Source organism: Nocardioides marmotae (assembly GCF_013177455.1).
GTDB lineage: Bacteria > Actinomycetota > Actinomycetes > Propionibacteriales > Nocardioidaceae > Nocardioides > Nocardioides marmotae.
The window spans coordinates 1,554,736-1,574,815 of the sequence record NZ_CP053660.1 but is presented as its reverse complement, the minus strand read 5'-3'; the positions used below and the strand labels follow the sequence as shown (position 1 = coordinate 1,574,815).

21 protein-coding genes and 1 pseudogene are annotated in these 20,080 nt (G+C 71.8%); 9 read left to right on the top strand and 13 right to left on the bottom strand.

Annotated features, from left to right (window positions below; translation table 11 throughout):
- The gene (gene qcrB / locus HPC71_RS07600) at window positions 1-1,764 is read left to right on the top strand and encodes a cytochrome bc1 complex cytochrome b subunit (RefSeq protein ID WP_154612020.1); all 1,764 of its coding nucleotides are present in this window, start codon (window positions 1-3) and stop codon (window positions 1,762-1,764) included.
- A 136-nt stretch (window positions 1,765-1,900) separates the two neighbouring features.
- Complete coding sequence (locus tag HPC71_RS07595) at window positions 1,901-2,938, top strand: LLM class flavin-dependent oxidoreductase (RefSeq protein ID WP_154615053.1); 1,038 nt, start codon at window positions 1,901-1,903, stop codon at window positions 2,936-2,938.
- 16 nt (window positions 2,939-2,954) lie between these two features.
- On the opposite strand, the gene HPC71_RS07590 is transcribed toward HPC71_RS07595, so the two are convergent.
- The 4 genes from HPC71_RS07590 to ctaC form a co-directional block, all read right to left on the bottom strand.
- On the bottom strand, window positions 2,955-4,190 hold the full coding sequence (locus HPC71_RS07590) for a L,D-transpeptidase (protein WP_154615052.1): 1,236 nt from the start codon (window positions 4,188-4,190) through the stop codon (window positions 2,955-2,957).
- Between the two features lie 158 nt (window positions 4,191-4,348).
- Window positions 4,349-4,765, bottom strand: a complete 417-nt coding sequence (locus HPC71_RS07585; RefSeq protein WP_154612023.1) for a cytochrome c oxidase subunit 4 — start codon at window positions 4,763-4,765, stop codon at window positions 4,349-4,351.
- Window positions 4,762-6,516, bottom strand: a complete 1,755-nt coding sequence (gene ctaD / locus HPC71_RS07580; protein ID WP_154612024.1) for an aa3-type cytochrome oxidase subunit I — start codon at window positions 6,514-6,516, stop codon at window positions 4,762-4,764. The genes HPC71_RS07585 and ctaD overlap by 4 nt, the downstream gene beginning before the upstream one ends.
- Window positions 6,513-7,448: an aa3-type cytochrome oxidase subunit II gene (gene ctaC, locus HPC71_RS07575; RefSeq protein WP_253943944.1), complete on the bottom strand. Its 936-nt coding sequence runs from the start codon at window positions 7,446-7,448 to the stop codon at window positions 6,513-6,515. Before ctaC ends, ctaD begins: the two co-directional genes overlap by 4 nt.
- 93 nt (window positions 7,449-7,541) lie before the next feature.
- Between ctaC and HPC71_RS07570 the strand changes: the two genes are divergently transcribed.
- Both HPC71_RS07570 and HPC71_RS07565 read left to right on the top strand, forming a co-directional pair.
- Window positions 7,542-8,756, top strand: a complete 1,215-nt coding sequence (locus HPC71_RS07570) for a cysteine desulfurase family protein (protein WP_253943943.1) — start codon at window positions 7,542-7,544, stop codon at window positions 8,754-8,756.
- Window positions 8,753-9,004, top strand: coding sequence for a sulfurtransferase TusA family protein (locus tag HPC71_RS07565; RefSeq protein ID WP_253943942.1), 252 nt, complete (start codon window positions 8,753-8,755; stop codon window positions 9,002-9,004). Before HPC71_RS07570 ends, HPC71_RS07565 begins: the two co-directional genes overlap by 4 nt.
- Window positions 9,005-9,053: 49 nt before the next feature.
- Here the strand turns inward: HPC71_RS07565 and HPC71_RS07560 are convergent, their stop codons facing one another.
- Window positions 9,054-10,040 (bottom strand): carbohydrate kinase family protein, encoded by a 987-nt coding sequence (locus HPC71_RS07560; RefSeq protein ID WP_154615051.1) that lies wholly within the window; start codon window positions 10,038-10,040, stop codon window positions 9,054-9,056.
- A gap of 64 nt (window positions 10,041-10,104) precedes the next feature.
- Here HPC71_RS07560 and HPC71_RS07555 point away from each other — a divergent pair, with 64 nt between their 5' ends.
- Window positions 10,105-10,368 carry a hypothetical protein gene (locus HPC71_RS07555; protein ID WP_154615050.1) on the top strand — a complete coding sequence of 88 codons (264 nt, stop codon included), beginning with the start codon at window positions 10,105-10,107 and terminating at the stop codon, window positions 10,366-10,368.
- 140 nt (window positions 10,369-10,508) lie between these two features.
- Here HPC71_RS07555 and erpA read toward each other — a convergent pair whose 3' ends face one another.
- Complete coding sequence (gene erpA, locus HPC71_RS07550) at window positions 10,509-10,871, bottom strand: iron-sulfur cluster insertion protein ErpA (RefSeq protein WP_154612028.1); 363 nt, start codon at window positions 10,869-10,871, stop codon at window positions 10,509-10,511.
- A 70-nt stretch (window positions 10,872-10,941) separates the two neighbouring features.
- A complete protein-coding gene (locus HPC71_RS07545) occupies window positions 10,942-12,015 on the bottom strand; it encodes a glycerate kinase family protein (RefSeq protein WP_154615049.1) in 1,074 nt (357 codons plus the stop codon).
- Between the two features lie 32 nt (window positions 12,016-12,047).
- Here HPC71_RS07545 and HPC71_RS07540 point away from each other — a divergent pair, with 32 nt between their 5' ends.
- Window positions 12,048-12,926, top strand: a complete 879-nt coding sequence (locus tag HPC71_RS07540) for a GNAT family N-acetyltransferase (RefSeq protein ID WP_216656567.1) — start codon at window positions 12,048-12,050, stop codon at window positions 12,924-12,926.
- A gap of 33 nt (window positions 12,927-12,959) precedes the next feature.
- Window positions 12,960-14,132, top strand: a complete 1,173-nt coding sequence (nadA, locus tag HPC71_RS07535; protein WP_154615048.1) for a quinolinate synthase NadA — start codon at window positions 12,960-12,962, stop codon at window positions 14,130-14,132.
- Between the two features lie 18 nt (window positions 14,133-14,150).
- Here the strand turns inward: nadA and HPC71_RS07530 are convergent.
- From HPC71_RS07530 to HPC71_RS07510, 5 genes and pseudogenes are all read right to left on the bottom strand, one after another.
- A pseudogene (locus tag HPC71_RS07530) lies at window positions 14,151-14,557 on the bottom strand (ATP-binding protein).
- Window positions 14,558-14,793: 236 nt separating this feature from the next.
- Entirely contained in the window at window positions 14,794-15,372 is a 579-nt protein-coding gene (gene pspAB / locus HPC71_RS07525; RefSeq protein WP_154612032.1) for a PspA-associated protein PspAB, read from the bottom strand.
- A gap of 10 nt (window positions 15,373-15,382) precedes the next feature.
- Window positions 15,383-16,315: a zinc metalloprotease HtpX gene (gene htpX, locus HPC71_RS07520; protein WP_154612033.1), complete on the bottom strand. Its 933-nt coding sequence runs from the start codon at window positions 16,313-16,315 to the stop codon at window positions 15,383-15,385.
- Window positions 16,316-16,391: 76 nt separating this feature from the next.
- Window positions 16,392-16,670 (bottom strand): PspA-associated protein PspAA, encoded by a 279-nt coding sequence (gene pspAA / locus HPC71_RS07515; RefSeq protein WP_171896450.1) that lies wholly within the window; start codon window positions 16,668-16,670, stop codon window positions 16,392-16,394.
- Complete coding sequence (locus HPC71_RS07510) at window positions 16,667-17,455, bottom strand: PspA/IM30 family protein (protein ID WP_154612034.1); 789 nt, start codon at window positions 17,453-17,455, stop codon at window positions 16,667-16,669. The genes pspAA and HPC71_RS07510 overlap by 4 nt, the downstream gene beginning before the upstream one ends.
- Window positions 17,456-17,586: 131 nt before the next feature.
- On the opposite strand from HPC71_RS07510, the gene HPC71_RS07505 reads away from it, so the two are divergent.
- Together HPC71_RS07505 and HPC71_RS07500 are read left to right on the top strand one after the other, a co-directional pair.
- Window positions 17,587-18,183, top strand: coding sequence for a DUF3043 domain-containing protein (locus HPC71_RS07505; protein WP_171896448.1), 597 nt, complete (start codon window positions 17,587-17,589; stop codon window positions 18,181-18,183).
- Between the two features lie 41 nt (window positions 18,184-18,224).
- Complete coding sequence (locus tag HPC71_RS07500) at window positions 18,225-19,115, top strand: hypothetical protein (protein WP_154615046.1); 891 nt, start codon at window positions 18,225-18,227, stop codon at window positions 19,113-19,115.
- Here HPC71_RS07500 and HPC71_RS07495 read toward each other — a convergent pair.
- Window positions 19,033-20,037 carry an aldo/keto reductase family protein gene (locus tag HPC71_RS07495; protein WP_154615045.1) on the bottom strand — a complete coding sequence of 335 codons (1,005 nt, stop codon included), beginning with the start codon at window positions 20,035-20,037 and terminating at the stop codon, window positions 19,033-19,035. The genes HPC71_RS07500 and HPC71_RS07495 overlap by 83 nt on opposite strands.
- Window positions 20,038-20,080: the final 43 nt, after the last annotated feature.

The window sequence follows — 20,080 nt, the reverse complement described above, 5'->3', positions numbered from 1 at the left end:
ATGAGCATCGACACGAGCAAGGTCGCCACGAGCAACTCCTCGGCGGCCGTCGCGAGCAAGCCCGGCCGTGCCGGCGTCGTCGCGAACTGGGCGGACGAGCGCCTCGGCCTCGCCACCGCCATGAAGAAGAACCTGCGCAAGGTCTTCCCGGACCACTGGTCGTTCATGCTGGGCGAGATCGCCCTGTGGAGCTTCGTGGTCCTCCTGCTCTCGGGCGTCTTCCTGACGCTGTGGTTCAACCCGAGCATGGGCGAGATCCACTACGAGGGCTCCTACGACCAGCTGCGCGGCGTCGCGATGTCGGAGTCGATGGCCTCGACCCTCGACATCTCCTTCGACGTCCGCGGTGGTCTGCTGATGCGGCAGATGCACCACTGGGCCGCGATGCTCTTCATCGCCTCGATGATGATCCACCTCATGCGGGTGTTCTTCACCGGAGCGCACCGCAAGCCCCGCGAGATGAACTGGGTCATCGGCTGCCTGCTGCTGATCCTGGGCACCCTCGAGGGCTTCACCGGCTACTCCCTCCCCGACGACCTGCTCTCGGGCACCGGCGTCCGGGCCGCGGACGGCTTCATGAAGTCCATCCCGGTGGTCGGCACCTACCTGTCGTTCTTCCTCTTCGGTGGCGAGTTCCCGGGTGAGGCGATCATCCCGCGGCTCTACATCATCCACGTGCTGCTGATCCCGGGCCTGCTGCTGGCGCTGATCGCGGCGCACATGCTCCTGCTCGTCTACCACAAGCACACCCAGTGGCCTGGTCCCGGCCGCACCGAGCAGAACGTCGTGGGCTTCCCGATGCTGCCGGTGTACGCCGCGAAGGCCGGCGGCTTCTTCTTCATCGTCTTCGGCGTCTGCGCCCTGATGGGTGGTCTGCTGACGATCAACCCGGTGTGGAAGTACGGCCCGTACGACCCGACCAAGGTGACCGCGGGCTCGCAGCCTGACTGGTACATGGGCTGGCCCGACGGCGCGCTGCGGATCATGCCGGGCTGGGAGTCGGAGTTCTGGGGCACGACCTGGTCCTGGAACGTCTTCCTGCCGATCATCGTGCTGCCCGGCCTGCTGTTCACCATCGTCCTCCTCCTGCCGTTCCTGGAGGCCTGGATCACCGGTGACAAGCGCGAGCACCACCTGCTGCAGCGGCCGCGGAACGCTCCGACCCGCACCGCGCTCATGGTCGCGCTGATGACCTTCTACGGCCTGATGTGGGCCGCGGGCGGCAACGACATCATCGCCATCAAGCTCCACCTGAGCATCAACCAGATCACGTACTTCATGCGTGCGGCGGTGTTCATCGGGCCGGTGATCGCCTTCATCATCACGCGCCGTTGGTGCATCTCCCTGCAGCGTCAGGACAACGAGAAGCTCCTGCACGGCTACGAGACGGGCGTGATCATGCGCTCGCCGGAGGGCGGCTACAGCGAGCGGCACCTGCCGCTCGACACCGACGCGGCCTACACGCTGACCGCTCGGGACCGCGACGAGGCCTACTCGCTGGAGGGTCCGGCCCCGGTCGACCCGAACGGCATCCCGGCCCCGAAGCGACGTGGCAGCGGCCTGCGGGCCAAGCTCGCGACCCTCTGGTACGCCGACAACGTGCAGAAGCCCACCGCGGCCGAGCTCGAGGACGCGCACCACCACGACGAGCACGAGCACGAGGTGCAGCACGAGCTCGAGGGCGTCGTGGCCGATGGCCACCAGTTCGACGGCCACCACGCCGTCGAGGGCGAGACGCTGCGCGACGAGCACCGCGAGCACTGACCCACCAGCATGACCCGACCGAGGGCCCCGGACCGCACCAGCGGCCGGGGCCCTCGGCGTACCGGGGTCAGCGCACCGGCACCGCCCCCGCGCTCCCCCACCACTCCCACACCGCAGGTCCACCCGGAAGGCAGCCATGGAGATCCAGCTCGGCCTCGACACGTTCGGTGACGTCACCGTCGGACCCGACGGGGCACTGCTGCCCCACGCCGAGGTGGTGCGGGACGTGGTCGCACAGGGCCGCCTGGCCGACGAGGTCGGCGTCGACGCCTTCGGGATCGGCGAGCACCACCGCGACGACTACGCGGTCTCGGCCCCCGACGTGGTGCTGGCCGGGCTGGCCACCACGACCGAGCGGATCCGCCTCGGCTCCGCCGTGACCGTGCTCAGCTCCGATGACCCCGTGCGGGTCATGGAGCGCTTCGCGACCATCGACGCCCTCTCCGGCGGCCGGGCGGAGGTCACGCTCGGGCGCGGCTCCTTCACCGAGTCCTTCCCGCTCTTCGGCTTCGACCTCGCCGACTACGAGGTGCTCTTCAGCGAGAAGCTCGACCTGTTCGCCCGGCTCCGCCTGGCCACTGCCCAGGGCGAGCCGCTCAGCTGGGAGGGGCAGACCCGGGCGCCCCTGGTCGACGCGCGGGTCTGGCCGGCGCCGGCGAACCCGCTGCGCACCTGGGTCGCGGTCGGCGGGTCACCGGAGTCCGTGGTCCGCTCAGCGCGGTACGGCCTCCCCCTGATGCTCGCCATCATCGGCGGCGAGCCCGCGCGGTTCGCGCCGTACGTCGACCTCTACCACCGCGCGCTCGACGAGCTCGGCCAGCCGCGGCTCCCGGTCGGGGTGCACTCCCCCGGGTTCGTGGCGCGCACCGACGCCGAGGCCCGGGAGCGGCTCTTCCCGCACTTCAAGGCCAACCGCGACCGGATCGGCCGCGAGCGGGGCTGGCCGCCGGCCACCCGCGCCCAGCTCGACGCCGAGGCCGACCAGGGTGCGCTGTTCGTCGGGTCGCCCGAGACCGTGGCCCGCAAGATCGCCGCGACCGTCCGCGTCCTCGGCATCGACCGCTTCGACCTGAAGTACTCCCACGGCCCGCTGCCCCACGACCACCTCATGGAGTGCATCGAGCTGTACGGCACCGAGGTGGCGCCGCGGGTGCGCGAGCTGCTCGCCGACTGAGCGGGCGCCCGCCGGGTCAGCCCAGGGCCGAGCCGGCCTTGTACTCGGCCCAGGAGGCGTTCCAGTCGCCGTAGCCGTTGTCGAGCGTCATCTGCCGGTCGGTGCCGACGTACTCCACGACGTCGCCGCGGCGGCTCATCTCGTAGAGCCAGCCGGCGTCGGCCGTGCTGAGCCCGGTGCAGCCGTGGCTGACGTTGGCGCGGCCCTGCGAGCCGACCGACCACGGGGCGGCGTGGATGAACTCCCCGGAGTAGGTCACCCGCATCGCCCACTGGACGTCGTCGATGTCATAGGCCTCCGAGCTCCCGGCGGCGATGCCGACGGTCTCGGAGTTCATCCGCTTGACGTCGAACTTCTCGATGATGACCTTCGTGCCCGAGCGGGTGGTGAAGCCCGGCTTGCCGGTCGTCACGGGGAGCGTGCGCAGCAGCTTGCCGTTGGAGAAGACCTTCATGTGGTGGGCCTGCGCGTCGACCCGGTAGACGTGGGCATCGCCGACGGTGAAGTCGAGCGAGCGGCTCATCTGGCCGTAGACGCCGCCGCCGGCGGGCACGCTGTTCACGTCGACGTCGACGCTCACCTTCGTCCCGGGCTTCCAGTACTTCTTCGGGCGGTAGTGCACCTCGGTGTCGCTGAGCCAGTGCCAGGTGCCGGGCTGGGCCGGGGTCGCGTCGACCTTCAGGTGACGCTCGATCGAGGCGCGGTCGGTCACCGGGACGTCGAAGTTCACCACGACCGGCATCCCCACCCCGACGGTCTCCCCGTCCAGGGGCGCCACCGACGGGTAGGTCTGCTCGTCGAGGGTGAGGTCGACGGTGCGGAACCGCACCGTGCTGCGGACCGGCTGGCCCGAGCCGTCCTCGCCGCGCGCGTGGAGCAGGTAGGCGACGCCCGGCTCCAGCCGGTCCTCGGCGCGCCAGGTGGTGCCGTCCTCCGAGAGCCGGCCGGTGACGGCGGGCGCCTCCTCGGTCGGGCCGCCGGCCGGCGCGAGCCGGACCTTGTCCAGCGTCGCGTCGCTCGCCGTGACCTCGACGACCTTGTCGACCGGGACGGGCCGCGACCCGCCGCTCACGTTCGCGCTGATGGAGCCGGTGGGCTCGGACCCGACCCCGGCAGCGGCCTGGGTACGGGGGGCGCCGGCCGCGCCCGGCGACGAGCCGGAGCCGTCGCAGGCGGCGGCGAGGGGAAGGGTCAGGACGAGGGTGGCGGCGAGGGCTGCGCCCCGGTGGGCGCGGGCACGACGCTCGGACATGCGGACTCCACGGCAGTCGGTCGAGGGCTCCGGCTCGGTGCCGGCCTACTCCTCGAGAGTAGGTGCTGACCCCAGTGAGACACGAAAACCCGCCGTCCGGTTGCGCCCGGACGGCGGGTTTCGTGGTTGCCCTGAGGTGTCGACCCCAGGGGTGTTGCTCAGTGGGCGTGCTCTCCGCGGTAGTACTCGAAGACGAAGCCGCACAGGGCGATCGCGCCGAGGACGGCACCGATGATGAACAGCCACCAGGCGGCGGCGGCGATGCCCAGGACGCAGACCGCGAGGGTCGCGGCGCACCACAGCGGCCACCAGGAGTACGGCGGGAAGAAGCCGAGCTCGCCGGCCCCGTCCACGATGTCGGCGTCCTTGCGGTCCTCGGGACGGGGCTCCATCTTCCGGGCGTGGAAGCCCAGGTAGAGGGTCACCATCAGCACGAGGAGCGTGGTCATGACCAGCGCGGAGGTGCCGGTCCAGTCGCCACCCTGGTCGCTGGCCGACGTCACGAACCAGTACGCCGGCGTGACGAGCACCAGGAAGATGGAGCAGATCGCGAAGATCCAGGCTTCGGCCTTCATCGGTCGGTCCCCTTGTCGTTCTGGGTGCGTTCGTCGATCAGGCCGGCACGGCCCTCCATGTCGGGTGCGTCGGCGAAGCCGCCGTCACGTGCCGCCTGGTTCTGCTCCATCTCGAGGGCCGCGACCTCCGGGTGGTGCAGGTCGAAGGCCGGCGACTCCGAGCGGATCCGCGGGAGGGAGACGAAGTTGTGCCGCGGCGGCGGGCAGCTGGTCGCCCACTCCAGGGAGCGGCCCCAGCCCCACGGGTCGTCGACGAGGACCTTCGGTCCGCGCGCCGAGATGTAGACGTTGTAGAAGAACGGCAGCGTCGAGGCGGCGAGCAGGAAGGACCCGATGGTCGAGACCTGGTTCAGCGTGGTGAAGCCGTCCTCGGGCAGGTAGTCGGCGTACCGGCGCGGCATGCCCTCGACACCCAGCCAGTGCTGGACGAGGAAGGTCGTGTGGAAGCCGACGAACAGCAGCCAGAAGTGGACCTTGCCGAGGCGCTCGTCGAGCATCCGCCCGGTGAACTTCGGCCACCAGAAGTAGAAGCCGGCGAACATCGCGAACACCACGGTGCCGAAGACGACGTAGTGGAAGTGCGCGACCACGAAGTAGGAGTCGGTCACGTGGAAGTCCAGCGGCGGGCTGGCCAGGATGATGCCGGTGAGACCACCGAAGAGGAAGGTGATGAGGAAGCCGAAGCTCCACAGCATCGGGGTGTCCAGCGACACCGACCCGCCCCACATCGTGCCGATCCAGTTGAAGAACTTCACACCTGTTGGCACCGCGATCAGGAACGTCATGCCGGAGAAGAACGGCAGATCGACCGCGCCGGTGACGAACATGTGGTGGGCCCACACCGCGACCGAGAGGATCGCGATGGCGAGGGTCGCGCCGACCAGGCCGACGTAGCCGAAGATCGGCTTGCGGCTGAAGACCGGCAGGATCTCGGTCACGATGCCGAAGAACGGCAGCGCGATGATGTACACCTCTGGGTGCCCGAAGAACCAGAACAGGTGCTGCCACAGGATCGATCCGCCGTGGGCGGTGTCGAAGACGTGGGCGCCGAGCTGACGGTCGGCCTCCAGCATCAGCAGCGCGCCGGCCAGGATCGGGAACGCGATCAGCACGAGCATGCTGGTGATCAGCGTGTTCCAGGTGAACAGCGGCATCCGGAACATGGTCATGCCGGGGGCACGCATGGAGATGATCGTGGTGATGAAGTTGACCGCACCCAGGATCGTGCCCAGACCGGCCAGGTAGAGACCCATGATCCACAGGTCGCCGCCCACGGAGGGCGAGCGCACCGCGTCGCTCAGCGGGGTGTAGGCGTACCAACCGAAGTCGGCCGCACCCTGCGGGGTGAGGAAGCCGGAGGCGGCGATGAGGCCGCCGAACAGGAACAGCCAGTAGCTGAACATGTTCAGTCGCGGGAACGCGACGTCCGGGGCACCGATCTGGATCGGCATGATCACGTTGGCGAAGCCGAAGAACAGCGGCGTCGCGAAGAGCAGCAGCATGATCGTGCCGTGCATCGTGAACAGCTGGTTGTACAGCTCGTCGTTCACGACCTGCTGGCCGGGGTAGGCCAGCTCGGACCGGATCAGCAGGGCCATCAGCCCGCCGACGATGAACCAGAAGAACGACGTGCCGAGGTACAGCTTGCCGATCAGCTTGTGGTCCGTGGTCGTCATGAGCCGGACCAGCTGCTGCCCCAGGGGCTTGCGCGCGACCGTCACGTCGGCCGTGCGTGCTGCTGTTGCGGTCATTCTGCGCCTCCCTCGGCGTACTCGTCCGCCTCGTTGGTCATGCCGACCTGCGTGTCGGCGTTCTCGCCACCGATCAGCGGGCCGTCACTGGTGTTTCCGGTCGCCTCGAGCTCCTCGAGGTACGCGGCGTAGTCCTCTTCGCTGACGACCTCGACGTTGAAGAGCATGCGGGAGTGGTAGACACCGCAGAGCTCGTAGCACTTGCCGGCGTACGTGCCGATCTCCTTCGGGGTGACCTGGTAGTGGTTCACCCGGCCCGGGATGACGTCCATCTTGATGAGGAACGCCGGCACGCCGAAGTCGTGGATGACGTCGGGCGAGTAGAGGTTGAAGCGGGTGGTCTGGTTGACCGGCAGCACCAGGGTCGGGATGTCCGAGCCGGTGCCGCTCACGTAGGCGTACTCGTCGTAGGCGTACTCGTCGTCGGTGAGCTCGTCGTTGGCCGACGCGTCCTGCTCACCGAGGCCGTAGTTGAACGTCCAGGACCACTGCTGGCCCACGACCTCGACGGTGTTGTCGGGCGTCGGGTCGTCCAGCACGATGTTCTGCACCCGCACGGTGTGCGAGAAGAACACGATCACCATGATGATCGGCGCGAGCGTGTAGAAGACCTCGAGCGGCAGGTTGTAGCGCGTCTGGATCGGGATCTCGTCGTCGCTGCGGCGGCGGTAGCGCCACACGGCCCAGAAGATGAGCGCCCAGACGATGACGCCGGTGACCAGGGCGGCGATCCAGGCTCCCTGCCACAGCGCGAGGGTGTGCTCACCCTGCTCCGTGGCGGGCGATGGCATCGCCAGGTTCTTCCATTCTTCCTGGCTATCCGCTGAGCATCCGGAGAGCACGGCGGCGAGGCCGAGAACGGCGGCGAGCAGGATCGCCCGGCGGCCGCGCCGGGCCTTCCCGACCCCTCGCGGGGGGAGTTGCAGACCCACGAACGAGCCTTCCTCTTGGGTTGTCACGAGTAGGTCGAACAGTACGCCAACCGCCACGGGGGATGCGCCCGGGGGTCGTCTATCTTCGGCCCTGTGACCCCCGCCTCCGGGCCGCCGTCGTCGGCCGACGCGTCCGCCCCCTCCTCCGTGACTCCCCCGCCGGGTTCCACCGGGGCCGGTCCGGGCGGTGGCGGGTATCTCGACGCCGCGTCGGCCGAGCCGCTCCACCCGGCCGCGCGCGAGACGTTCCTGGCTGCGCTGGACCAGGGGTACGCCGACCCGCGGCGGCTGCACCGCGCGGCCCGCTCGGCCCGGCTGCTGCTGGACAACGCCCGCGAGGTCGTGGCCGACTGCCTGGGCACCCGTCCCGACGAGGTCACCTTCACCGCCTCGGGCACCGACGCGGTGCACCGCGGCCTCCTCGGCCTGCGGGCCGGTCGCGCCCGGCACGGCGACGCGATCGTGCACTCCGCGGTCGAGCACTCCACGCTGCTCCACGCCGCCGCCTGGGTGCCCGGCGACCACGTGGCCGTCGAGGTCGACCGCTGGGGGCGGGTCTCCCCCGACGACGTCGCCCACGCCGCCGCGGCGGACGGGGTCGCGGTGGCCGCGGTCCAGGCGGCCAACCACGAGGTCGGGACCGTGCAGCCGGTCGCCGAGGTCGCTGCGGCCCTCGAGGGCAGCGGCGTGCCCCTCTTCGTCGACGCGTGCGCCTCGGCCGGCCGGCTGGCGCTGCCCGGGGGCTGGGACGCGGCGGCCGCCTCGGCGCACAAGTGGGGCGGGCCGGCCGGCGTGGGGGTCCTCCTGGTCCGCAAGGGCGCCCGGTGGCGCAACCCGTTCCCCGGCGACGACCGCGTCGACGAGCGCGCCACCGGCTTCGAGAACGTCCCCGCGGCCCTCGCCGCGGCCGCCGCGCTCCAGGCCGTGGTCGCCGAGCGCGACGAGGTCGGGCGGCGCCAGGCGGCGCTGGTGGACCGCATCCGGGCCGCGGCGGCGGCGCTGCCCGACACCGAGGTCGTCGGCGACCCGGTCGCCCGCCTCCCCCACCTCGTCACGTTCTCCTGCCTCTACGTCGACGGCGAGGCGCTCGTGCACGGCCTGGACCGGCGCGGCCACGGCGTCGCGAGCGGGTCGGCCTGCACCGCCGCCACCCTCGAGCCCAGCCACGTGCTGGCGGCGATGGGGGCGCTCACCCACGGCAACGTCCGGGTCTCGCTGACCCGCGCGACGACCGAGACCGAGGTCGAGGCGTTCCTGACCGCGCTGCCGGAGGTCGTCGCCGCCATCCGCGCGGAGGTCGGGCTGTGAGCGAGGAGCCGGCGCCGGCCGTCGCGCTCGAGCTCGACTGCCGCGGGATGCTCTGCCCACTGCCGGTGATCCACCTCGGCCGCCGGGTCGGCGAGGTCCCCGTCGGCGAGGTCGTCGCGGTGGTGGCCACCGACGTCGCCGCGCGCACCGACGTGCCCGCGTGGTGCCGCATGCGCGGCCAGGAGTACGTCGGCGAGGACACCGCCGCCGACGGGTCGCCGCGCTACCTGGTGCGCCGGACCGGCTGAGCCCGGCGCTACCGGCCGGCCCCGGTCGGAGCCGGCCGGACCGGTCGGGTCAGACCAGGTGGGGGCGGATGTCCGCCGCGGCCTCGGCACCGTAGGAGTGCTCGAGCCGACCGAGGAACTGCTCGGAGGTGAAGGTGTACTCCTGGGTGCCGACCGTCTCCACGACGTACGCCGCGAGCACGCAGCCGACCTGCGCCGCCCGCTCCAGGCCGACGTCCCAGGCCAGCGCGCCGAGGAACCCGGCGCGGAACGCGTCGCCGACCCCGGTCGGCTCGACCGCGGTGACGTCCTTCGCGGCGGGCAGCACGATGTCGGGCTCGCCGGCCCGGCGCACGCGGACGCCCTCGGCGCCCAGCGTCGTGACCTGCGTGCCGACCCGACTGAGGACCTCCTCGGCCGACCAGCCGGTCTTCTGCTCGATCAGGTGCGACTCGTACTCGTTGGAGAACAGCAGCGCCGCCCCGTCGACCAGCTGGCGGATCAGCTCGCCCTCGCCGAACGCGAGCTGCTGGCTCGGGTCGGCGATGAAGGCGTACCCGCGCTGGCGGCACTCCTCGGTGTGGCGCAGCATCCCCTCGGGGTCGTCGGCGCCGATGAGGACGTACTCGGGCTCACCGACCGCGGCCACGATCGGCTGGAGCTCGATGAGCCGCGCCTCGGCCATCGCGCCGGGGTAGAACGACGCGAACTGCGCCATCGTGGCGTCGGTGGTGCACACGAAGCGGGCGGTGTGCTTGCTCTCGGAGATGCGCACGTGCGAGCAGTCCACGCCGTGCCGCTCCAGCCAGGACCGGTAGTCGCCGAAGTCCTCGCCGGCGGCCCCCACCAGCACCGGGCGCAGCCCCAGCCGACCCAGCCCGAAGCACATGTTCGGCGCGACTCCGCCGCGGCGGATCTCCAGGTCGTCGACGAGGAAGGACACCGAGAGCTTGTGCAGCTGCTCGACGACCAGGGAGTCCTCGAACTTGCCCTGGAAGGTCATCAGGTGGTCGGTGGCGATCGAGCCAGCGATGAGCAGCGGCCGCGGTGAGGGCATGGCACCAGACCCTACCCATCGGTACCCGTACAGCTACCCCGCGGTAGCCCCTAGCGTCGAGGACATGACCCCTCAGCAGCCCCTCGGGCAGCCCCTCCGGCGCCCGGCGTACGACGACGCCGCCACGGTCCGCGAGATGCACGACGACTGCCTCGCCGTCGGCCGCAACCTGCGGCTGGACCGCTTCGACCGGCTGGCCCGCGCGGCCGCCGCGCCGGTCCCCAGCCTGGCGTTCGACCAGTTCCCCCGTGAGGTCCCCAAGCGCGACATCCGCATCGACGATGCCGCCCAGCGGCTCGCGAACGCGCTGCACCTGCACCTGGATTGAGTCCGCGCCAGCGGGCTCAGTCATCGGTGGTCGAGCAAGCCGCGCGACCGGCGTGTCGAGACCCGGTGAGGCGCCCGCCCAGGGTGACAACGCAGAACGGCCCCCGAGGACATGGTCCTCGGGGGCCGTTCTGGTGTTCGTCAGTGAAACGAGTCGCCGCAGGCGCAGGACCCGGTGGCGTTCGGGTTGTCGATCGTGAAGCCCTGCTTCTCGATGCTGTCGACGAAGTCGATCATCGCGCCGTTGAGGTAGGGCACGCTCATCCGGTCGACCACGACGGTCACGCCGTCGAAGTCGGTGGTGACGTCGCCGTCGAGGGTGCGCTCGTCGAAGAAGAGCTGGTAGCGCAGCCCGGAGCAGCCACCCGGCTGCACGGAGATGCGCAGCGCGAGGTCGTCGCGGCCCTCCTGCTCGAGGAGGCTCTTCACCTTCGCGGCCGCGACGGAGCTCAGGTTGATCTGGTCGGTGCGGCGCTCAGTGGTGGTGTCCACCTGCTCGGTCATGTGGTTGCTCCCATGGGATCGCGGGGACGGTGCTGCGGTACAGACGAGTTCAATGGTCGCACACGAGCGGTTATTCCCGGGACCACGTCCGAGCGACCCGGGCGGCCAGGTCGGCGAGGGCGCCGGCGGGGTCGCCGAAGGCCCGCTCCTCCCCCACGAGCTCCACGAGGGAGTAGGCCGACTCCACGCCGAGCGCCCGCATCTCCCGCGCGCCGACGAGCACCTGGCCGGCGAGCGCCACGCAGGGCCGCAGCGCCTCCGCGGCACACGCGGCGACGCCGTACGGCACCTTGCCCGACCGGCTGGAGAAGTCGAAGGCACCCTCGCCGGTGAGCACCAGGTCCGCCGCCCGGGCCCGGCGCTCGAGGCCGACGGCGTCGGCGACGAGCTCGATGCCGGGAGCGCGCCGCGCGCCCAGGGCCAGCAGGGCGAAGCCGAGGCCGCCGGCCGCCCCGGCCCCCTTCTCCAGCGAGGTGCGCCGGTCGACGGCGACCGCGAGCTCCTCGAGGACCCCGTCGAGGGCCGGCAACCGCTCCTCGGGGATGCCCTTCTGCGGCCCGAAGGTCTTGGTCGCGCCGAACAGGCCGGTCAGCGGGCTGTCCACGTCGGTCGCCGCCACCAGCCGGACCGACAGCTGCGGCAGGTCGACGCGGGTGATGCCGCCCAGGGCCGCGACGCCGCCGTCGAGCGGGCGGTCCGCGGTCGCGCCGAGCGCGGCCAGGAGCCCCGCTCCCCCGTCGTTGGTGCCGCTGCCGCCGAGGCCGACCACGACCTCGGCCGCGCCGGCCGCCACCGCGGCGGCGACGAGCTCCCCGACGCCGTACGTCGAGGCCTCCTCGGCGCGCTCCCCGCCCGTCAGGTGCAGCCCGCACGCCTGGGCGCTCTCGACGTACGCCGTCGGGCCGGCCAGCAGCAGCGTCGCCGGGACCGGCTCGCCGAACGGCCCGCGGACGGTCACGGCGAGCAGCTCGCCCCCGAGCGCGGCGTGCAGCACGTCGACGAACCCCGGGCCGCCGTCGGCCATCGGGCACAGGTCGAGCTCGTCGAGGGGGGCCTGGCGTCGCCAGCCGGCGGCGATCGCGTCGGCCGCCTCGACGGCGGTCAGGGTGCCCGCGAACTTGTCCGGGGCCACGAGGATGCGCATGGCGCCATCCTCGCGGACCTAGGGTGCGGGGCGTGGACGACCTCCTCATCCGGCCGATGACCGAGGACGACGTGGCGGCCGCCGAGGCCGTCAGCGGCGCGGCCTTCCTCGAGGTGGACCGGCACGCCCGCCGCGTGGCCGACCCCGAGCCGACGCCGCGGACGCCGGCCCACCGCGCGACCTGGATCGAGCGCACCCGGCACCTGGTCCGCACCGACCCCGCCGGCTGCTGGGTCGCCGAGGACGCGGGCGGGGTCGTGGGGCTCGCCACCTCCTTCCGCCGGGAGACCCTCTGGTGTCTGGCGACGTACGCCGTCCTGCCGGGCCGCCAGGGGCGCGGCATCGGGCGGCCCCTGCTCGCCGCGGCGCTGCACCACGGCCGGGCGTGCCTGCGCGGGATGCTGTCGTCCTCGACCGACGCCCGGGCGGTCCGGACCTACCACCGCGCCGGCTTCGAGCTGCACCCGCAGATGCGGCTGAGCGGCACCGTGGACCGCACCGCGATCCCCGTGGTGGAGAAGGTCCGCGACGGCTCCGCCGGCGACGTCGACCTGATGGACTCCCTGGACCGGCTCGCCCGCGGGGCCGGCCACGGCCCGGACCACGAGCTGATGCTGCGCACCTGGCGGCTGCTGGTCTCCGACACCTCCACCGGCCGCGGCTACGTCTACCTCGACCACCGCGGCCCCGCCCTGCTCGCCGCCTCGGACCGGCGCACCGCCGCCCGGCTGCTGTGGGCGGCGCTGGCCGAGTCCACCGGACCGGTCGGCGTGGGGCACGTCACCGGCGCGAACCAGTGGGCGCTCGACGTGGGCCTCGCGGCCGGGCTGGACCTCACCCAGGACGGCTACCTCGGCCTGCGCGGGATGAAGCCGCCGGCTCCCTACGTTCACTCAGGTGCGCTGCTGTGAGCGCTGCCACCTCACACGTTTAGGATCCGGCCCATGACGACCGTCGACCTCCCCCTCCTCCCCCTCGGCCGCGGCGTGGACCGCACCTCCGAGCGGGGCGTCGAGTGCCCGGGCGACCTGCCCGCGGCCTCCGACCCCGACCTCGTCGCACGCGCCCGCGCCGCGAAGGCCGCTCTCGGGGACCGGGTCTTCGTGCTGGGCCACCACTACCAGCGCGACGAGGTCATCGACTTCGCCGACGTGACCGGCGACTCCTTCAAGCTCGCCCGCGAGGCCGCGGCCCGTCCGGACGCTGAGTTCATCGTCTTCTGCGGCGTGCACTTCATGGCCGAGTCCGCCGACATCCTCACCGGGCCGGACCAGAAGGTCGTGCTGCCCGACCTCGCCGCCGGGTGCTCGATGGCCGACATGGCCCGCCTCGCGCAGGTCGAGGACGCCTGGGACGCGCTCGCGGACGCCGGCGTCGTCGACTCGGTCGTCCCGGTGACGTACATGAACTCCAGCGCCGACATCAAGGCCTTCTGCGGGCGCAACGGGGGCGTGGTGTGCACCTCCAGCAACGCCGAGGTCGCCCTGGAGTGGGCCTTCGAGCAGAAGCCGGACGCCAAGGTCCTCTTCTTCCCCGACCAGCACCTCGGGCGCAACACCGCCGTGCTGAAGATGGGGCTCGCCCTCGACGACTGCGTCGTGTGGAACCCGCTGCGCCCCAACGGCGGCCTCACCCCCCAGCAGCTGCGCGACGCGAAGATGATCCTGTGGAAGGGCCACTGCTCGGTCCACGGGCGCTTCTCCCCCGAGGTCGTCGACGAGCTGCGCGCGACCATCCCCGGCATCAACATCCTGGTCCACCCCGAGTGCCAGCACGAGGTCGTCCTCAAGGCCGACCTCGTCGGCTCCACGGAATTCATCATCCAGACCATCGAGGCCGCCGCGCCCGGCTCGAGCTGGGCGATCGGCACCGAGCTCAACCTGGTCAAGCGGCTCGCGAACGCCCACCCGGACAAGAACATCGTCTTCCTCGACAAGACGGTCTGCTACTGCTCGACGATGAACCGGATCGACCTGCCGCACTTCGTGTGGGCGATGGAGTCCCTCGTCGCCGGCACGGTCCCCAACCAGATCACCGTCGACGCCGAGACCGAGAAGTGGGCGCTGGTCGCCCTCGAGCGGATGCTCGCGCTGCCGGGGCGCACCTCGAAGGACTGACCGCCGGGCGGGCGGGGGTCAGGCGGGGAGCTCGAACCAGGCGGTGGTGCCGCCGTACGGCGACTCCTCGAGCCCGATCCGCCCGCCGTGGGCCTCGACGATGCGCCGGCAGGTGGTCAGGCCGATGCCCGACCCCTCGACGGATTCGTCGACCCGGGCGAGCGGTTGGAAGACGCGGAGGCGTCCGCGGCGGGGACGCCGATCCCCCGGTCCACGACCTCGATGCGCCACCTCCCGTCGCGCTGCTCGCACCGCACGCCCACGTGAGCCTTCTCGCCGGGCCGGACGAACGTCGCGGCGTTGGCGACCAGGTTCTGCAGGACCGCGCGCAGCTGGACCGGGTCGCCGGTGACCACCGGCAGGCGCTCGACGTCGAGGGTCGCGCCCGCGAGCGCGGTGGTGAGGTCCTCGGTGACGTCGCGCATCACGGCGTCCAGGTCGACGGGCCGGCGCTGCAGCTCGCCGCCGAGCCGGGCGTGATGACGCGGTACTCGCCGACCTGCGCGACGCGAACCTCGTCGGTCGGGTGGGTGGCGGTCACCACTCGGCTCCTTCGTCCTGGTTCGGGGATCGTACGGCGCTGCCGCCGGTCGTCCGACGATCGACCGGGCGGCCGGTGACGCCGCGGACGCCCGTCCTCACGGGGTCGCGCGCGCGGGGCTCAGAGGCCCGGCGCGCCCCAGATGGCGAGCCAGCGAGAGAGGTCCTGCTCGATCGGGAGCTCGGCGGAGAGCGTGTCCCGGACCTGGATCTCCAACAGGTTGTCGCGCTGCTGGCCGGCGCCCGGACGGGGCGCGAAGGGGTAGAACGTGCCCTGCTTGTAGAGGTAGACCAAGCCGACCTTGCGACCGGAGGCGTCGGCGAAGGGCACCAGCGAGCAGAGCAGCGCCGGACCGAACCCCTCGGCCTCGAGGGTGGTGTTGACCGCGTGCAGGTCGGTGCAGAGGCCCCCGGTGTCCGACGGGTCGCGATGGACCTGCAGCCAGGTGAAGCCGAAGGAGTCGGCACTCACGTCGACCTGCGGCGCGTCGGCGGCGTCGCGGAGCAGCTCCAGGACGTCACCCTGCGTCTCGCTGAACCCCGCGCCGGCCGCCGCCCGGTAGCAGACCGAGCCGTCGCCAGTGGGGGTCAGCCCGATGGCCGTCTGCAGCGTGATGGCCGCGCTGGGGACCATGAAGAGCGAGTCCAGGTTGGCCTGCTTCGGGCGGGAGCGCCCCATGACCGACTGCCAGAACCCCATCAGTGACCTCTCAGGTCGTCGGTCGGCCGAGCTCGGCCTGGATCTCGGCGAGCTGCGTGAGGCGCTGCTCGAGCGACGGGTGGGTCGAGGTGAGCGAGCGCAGCGAGATGCCGCGGACGGCCGGGGCGATGAAGAAGGCGTTCATCGACTTCGAGGCACGCAGGTCGCGCTCGGGGATGGTGTTCATCTCGCCGGTGATCTTCTGCAGGGCCGAGGCGAGCGCCTGCGGCTTCATCGTCAGGTAGGCGCCGGCGCGGTCGGCGGAGAGCTCGCGGTAGCGGGAGAGCACCTTGAGCAGCAGGAAGCTGATCGCGTAGGTCACCACGCTGACCAGGAGAACCACCAGCCAGAGGGGCAGCGCGTTGTTGTTGTTGCTGTCGCGGCGGCCACCACCGAACATCGCGCCGTACTGCGCGCCCTGGGTGAGCATGCCGGCGACGATGCCCGCCGAGGAGGCCACCGTCATCACCAGCACGTCGCGGTGCGCGACGTGGGAGAGCTCGTGGGCCAGCACGCCCTCGAGCTCCTCGGCGGTCAGCGTGCCGAGGATGCCGGTGGTCACGCAGACCACCGAGCGGTCCGGGGAGCGTCCGGTGGCGAAGGCGTTGGGGATCGCCATGTCGGCGACGCCGACGCGAGGCTTGGGCATGTCGGCCAGCGCGCAGAGCCGGTCGATCATCCCGTGCAGCTCGGGGGCCTCCTGCGGGCTGACCTCACGCGCACGCATGGCCCGCATCGCGACCTTGTCCGAGGAGTACCACTGGTACCAGACGACGCCGAGACCCGCGACGCCGACCAGGATCGCGGCGCCCGGCCCGCCGTACTGGCTGAAGATGCCCATCAGCGCACCGATGAGCGCCACGAAGAGTGCACCCAGCAGGAACATGACCAGCGTCATCCGGGCGGTCAGCCCCCGGTCCGGGAGGAAGCGAGTGCGTGCCATGAGTCCATTCTCTGCGGGGATCCCAAGGGAAACCTGAGGGCGGACCGCGAGCGCGGTCCGGCTGGTGCAGCCAGGCTCAGCCCGGGATCAGCCCGTCGTCGTTGAGCAGGGCGCGCACCTCGTCGAGCGTGGCGTCGGGGGGCGGGAGGATCAGGTCGGACTCGTCGAGGGAGTCGACTGCGTGAGCCGCACCGACCGACCGGACCGCCTCGAGCAGCGCGGCCAGCGCCGTCGAGAAGGAGGGCTCGTCGGAGGCCTGGATAGCGCTCTCGACGGCGGAGTCGAGCTCGTTGAGCCGCTCGACGGCGTCCTCGGCCACGTCGTACTGGCCCTCGCCCAGGATGCGGATGATCACGCGCGCTCCTCGCTCCCGGGCTCGGCGTTCTTCTGCGGCTCGGGCGTCAGGGTCTCCCCGCCCTCGATGGCCTGCGGCTGCGCCGGGGCGGAGAGCCCCTTGAGGGCGGCCAGCTCGGCCTCGACGTCGGACTGCGAGCTCATCGCCTCCAGCTCACGGCTGATGTCGTCGCCGCGGTTCAGGGAGCTGGCGTCGTCGAGCGCGCCGGAGGCGATCAGCTCATCGATCGCGCCGGCCCGGGCCTGCATGTTCGCCGTCTTGTCCTCAGCCCGCTGGATGGCCAGGCCGACGTCCCCCATCTCCTCCCCGATGCCGGACATCGCCTCGCCGATGCGGGTCTGCGCCTCGGCAGCGGTGTACGTCGCCTTGATGGTCTCCTTGCGGGTGCGGAAGGACTCGACCTTCGCCTGGAGCCGCTGCTGGGCGAGGGTGAGCTTCTCCTCCTCGCCCTGGAGCTGGGCGTGCTGCGCCTTGAGGTCGTTGATCTGGCCGGTCAGCGCGGACTTGCGGGTCAGCGCCTCGCGGGCGAGATCCTCGCGGCCCATGCCGATCGCCTTCTGCGCCTGGTCGTGAAGCTTCTGGCTCTGCTGCTCGAGCTGGTTGACCTGCAGCTCCACGCGCTTGCGGCTCGTGGCCACGTCGGCCACGCCGCGGCGCACCTTCGACAGCAGGTCGAGCTGGCGCTGGTAGCTGTAGTCGAGGGTCTCGCGGGGGTCCTCCGCGTTGTCGAGGGCCTTGTTGGCCTTCGAGCGGAAGATCAGGCTGACGCGCTTCATGAGACTCATGCGGGGTGTGGCCCTTCCAGACGTCCAGGGATGTCCCCACACCCTACGGCTCCGCGGCAACCGGACGCGAGGGCGCCGGTAGGCTGGACCGGTACGGCCCCGTCCACCCGCACCGCGTCCAGAAGGTCCCCGTGTTACGTCGCAGCAAGCCCGAGACCACCGTCTCCTCCTCGAGCACCACGACCGTCCCGACCAAGGTCGGCGGCAAGGGCCGCCCGACGCCGACCCGCAAGGAGGCCGAGGCCGCCGCGCGTGCCCGCGCCAAGGTGCCGCGTACCCGCAAGGAGATGGCCCGCGCGCAGCGCGAGGCGCGCGCCGAGTCCAGCCAGCGCGTCCGAGCCGCGATGAAGGCCGGTGACGAGCGCTACTACCTGCCGCGCGACCGCGGTCCGGTGCGCCGCTTCGTGCGCGACTTCGTCGACACGCGCTTCTCGATCATCGAGCTGATGATCCCGCTGCTGATCCTGACGATGATCCTGGGCTACTCCGGGAACACCCGCCTGGCGGGCATCGGCAACACGGTGCTGTTCGGCACGGTGCTGCTGGTGATCATGGACATGGTCTTCCTGCGGTTCCGCCTCCGCCGCGAGCTGGCACGCCGGTTCCCCGACGAGAGCACCAAGGGCACGACCTACTACGCGGTCACCCGGGCGATGCAGATGAAGTTCATGCGCCTGCCCAAGGCGCAGGTCAAGATCGGCCAGGAGCTCCCCGAGCACTACCGATGAGCAACCGGTGAACCTCCTGGCGAGCCTCCGGTGAGCCGCGGGTGAGCTGGCTGGGGCTGCTCGCCGGGCTGGGCGGCGCGCTGCTGTTCGGGCTGGGCGCGGTCGCCCAGGCCCACGGCGTACGCCGCTCGGCCGCTCGGCCCACGGGCCTGCTCGGCTTCCTCGCCACCTCGGTGCGCGACCCCTGGACGATGGGGGTCGTCGCGGCGTACCTCGCCGGCTTCGTGCTGCACGCCGTTGCGATCTGGCTGCTGCCGCTCTACCTGGCGCAGGCCGCGACGGCGATGTCGTTCCCGGTCACCGCGCTGGCCGTCGCGCTGGTCGGCGAGCGCCTGCGCGCGTCCGGCTGGCTCGCCGTCGTCGTGGTGACCGCTGGTCTGGTCCTCCTCGCCGCGGGCTCGGGCGAGGCCGGTCCGGTGGTCACCGACCCCGCGTTCGTCCCCGCGGTCTGGCTCGGCGTCGTGGTGCTCGCCGCCCTGGCGCTCGCCGGGCGGCACCTGGGCGCGGGCGTCCTCGGCACGCTCGCGGGCCTGGGGTACGCCGGGTCGGCGATCGCGGTGCGCGGCACCGGCACGCCGGTCGACCTCGCGGTCGTGGCGGTCGCGCTCGCGGTGCCGGCGTACAGCGTCGTGGCGTTCTGGCTCTACTCCCTCGGCCTGCACTCCGACCAGGTCTCGGCGGCGACGGCGCCGATGATCGTCGGGCAGACCTTCGTGCCCTCGCTGGTGGGCGTGCTGCTCCTCGGCGACGGCGTCCGCGAGGGCTGGGGGCCGGCCGTGGCGGCCGGCCTCCTGCTCTCGACGGCGGGGGCCGCGTGGCTCGCGGCCCCCCGGACGACCGGCGCGGGCCTCAGGAGGGACGACGCGGCGGCGACTGCGTCTTCGCCGGGTCCCGCTGCACGACCGGGTCCAGCACCTCGTCGATCGCCTTGAGCGCGGCGTCGTCGAGGGAGACCCCGGCGGCCTTGACGTTCTCGGTGACCTGCTCGGGCCGGCTGGCGCCGATGATCGCCGAGGAGACGTTGTCGTTCTCCAGGACCCAGGCGACCGCGAGCTGCGACATCGACAGCCCGGCCTCCTCCGCGATCGGGCGCAGCTGCTGGACGCGAGTGAGGACGTCGTCCTGCATCCAGCGGCCGATCATGTCCGCGCCGCCCTTGGTGTCGGTGGCCCGCGAGCCCTCCGGCGGGGCCTGGCCGGGCTGGTACTTCCCGGTCAGCACGCCCTGGGCGATCGGCGACCAGACGATCTGGCCGATGCCGAGCTCCTCGCAGGTGGGGACGACCTCGGCCTCGATGACGCGCCAGAGCATGGAGTACTGCGGCTGGTTGGAGACCAGCGGGACCCGCAGCTCGCGGGCCAGCGCGTGGGCGGCCCGGATCTCCTCGGCGCGCCACTCCGAGACGCCGATGTAGAGGGCCTTGCCGGCCCGGACGACGTCGGCGAAGGCCTCCATCGTCTCCTCGAGCGGGGTCTCGTAGTCGTAGCGGTGGGCCTGGTAGAGGTCGACGTAGTCGGTGCCGAGCCGCTTCAGGGAGCCGTTGATCGACTCCATGATGTGCTTGCGCGAGAGGCCGTGGTCGTTGTGCTTGCCGGGTCCGGTGGGCCAGTAGACCTTGGTGAAGATCTCCAGGCCCTCGCGGCGCTCCCCGGCCAGCGCCTTGCCGAGGACGGTCTCGGCCGCGGTGTTGGCGTAGACGTCGGCGGTGTCGAAGGTCGTGATCCCCTCGTCGAGGGCCTGCCGCACGCAGGCGAGCGCGGCGTCCTCCTCGACCTGGGACCCGTGGGTGAGCCAGTTGCCGTACGAGATGGCCGAGATCTTCAGGCCGCTTGCTCCGAGGTTGCGAATCTCCATGGCCGGAAGGTACCCACCGCCGCCGACAGCCCCTCCCGCCCGT

What these genes read in the sequence shown, in the direction of transcription:
- qcrB (WP_154612020.1), top strand. Translation starts at nt 1, where the DNA reads ATGAGCATCGACACGAGCAAGGTCGCCACGAGCAACTCCTCGGCGGCC.
- HPC71_RS07595 (WP_154615053.1), top strand. Translation starts at nt 1,901, where the DNA reads ATGGAGATCCAGCTCGGCCTCGACACGTTCGGTGACGTCACCGTCGGA.
- HPC71_RS07590 (WP_154615052.1), bottom strand. Translation starts at nt 4,190, where the DNA reads ATGTCCGAGCGTCGTGCCCGCGCCCACCGGGGCGCAGCCCTCGCCGCC.
- HPC71_RS07585 (WP_154612023.1), bottom strand. Translation starts at nt 4,765, where the DNA reads ATGAAGGCCGAAGCCTGGATCTTCGCGATCTGCTCCATCTTCCTGGTG.
- ctaD (WP_154612024.1), bottom strand. Translation starts at nt 6,516, where the DNA reads ATGACCGCAACAGCAGCACGCACGGCCGACGTGACGGTCGCGCGCAAG.
- HPC71_RS07560 (WP_154615051.1), bottom strand. Translation starts at nt 10,040, where the DNA reads ATGCCCTCACCGCGGCCGCTGCTCATCGCTGGCTCGATCGCCACCGAC.
- HPC71_RS07555 (WP_154615050.1), top strand. Translation starts at nt 10,105, where the DNA reads ATGACCCCTCAGCAGCCCCTCGGGCAGCCCCTCCGGCGCCCGGCGTAC.
- erpA (WP_154612028.1), bottom strand. Translation starts at nt 10,871, where the DNA reads ATGACCGAGCAGGTGGACACCACCACTGAGCGCCGCACCGACCAGATC.
- HPC71_RS07545 (WP_154615049.1), bottom strand. Translation starts at nt 12,015, where the DNA reads ATGCGCATCCTCGTGGCCCCGGACAAGTTCGCGGGCACCCTGACCGCC.
- nadA (WP_154615048.1), top strand. Translation starts at nt 12,960, where the DNA reads ATGACGACCGTCGACCTCCCCCTCCTCCCCCTCGGCCGCGGCGTGGAC.
- pspAB (WP_154612032.1), bottom strand. Translation starts at nt 15,372, where the DNA reads ATGGGGTTCTGGCAGTCGGTCATGGGGCGCTCCCGCCCGAAGCAGGCC.
- htpX (WP_154612033.1), bottom strand. Translation starts at nt 16,315, where the DNA reads ATGGCACGCACTCGCTTCCTCCCGGACCGGGGGCTGACCGCCCGGATG.
- HPC71_RS07510 (WP_154612034.1), bottom strand. Translation starts at nt 17,455, where the DNA reads ATGAGTCTCATGAAGCGCGTCAGCCTGATCTTCCGCTCGAAGGCCAAC.
- HPC71_RS07495 (WP_154615045.1), bottom strand. Translation starts at nt 20,037, where the DNA reads ATGGAGATTCGCAACCTCGGAGCAAGCGGCCTGAAGATCTCGGCCATC.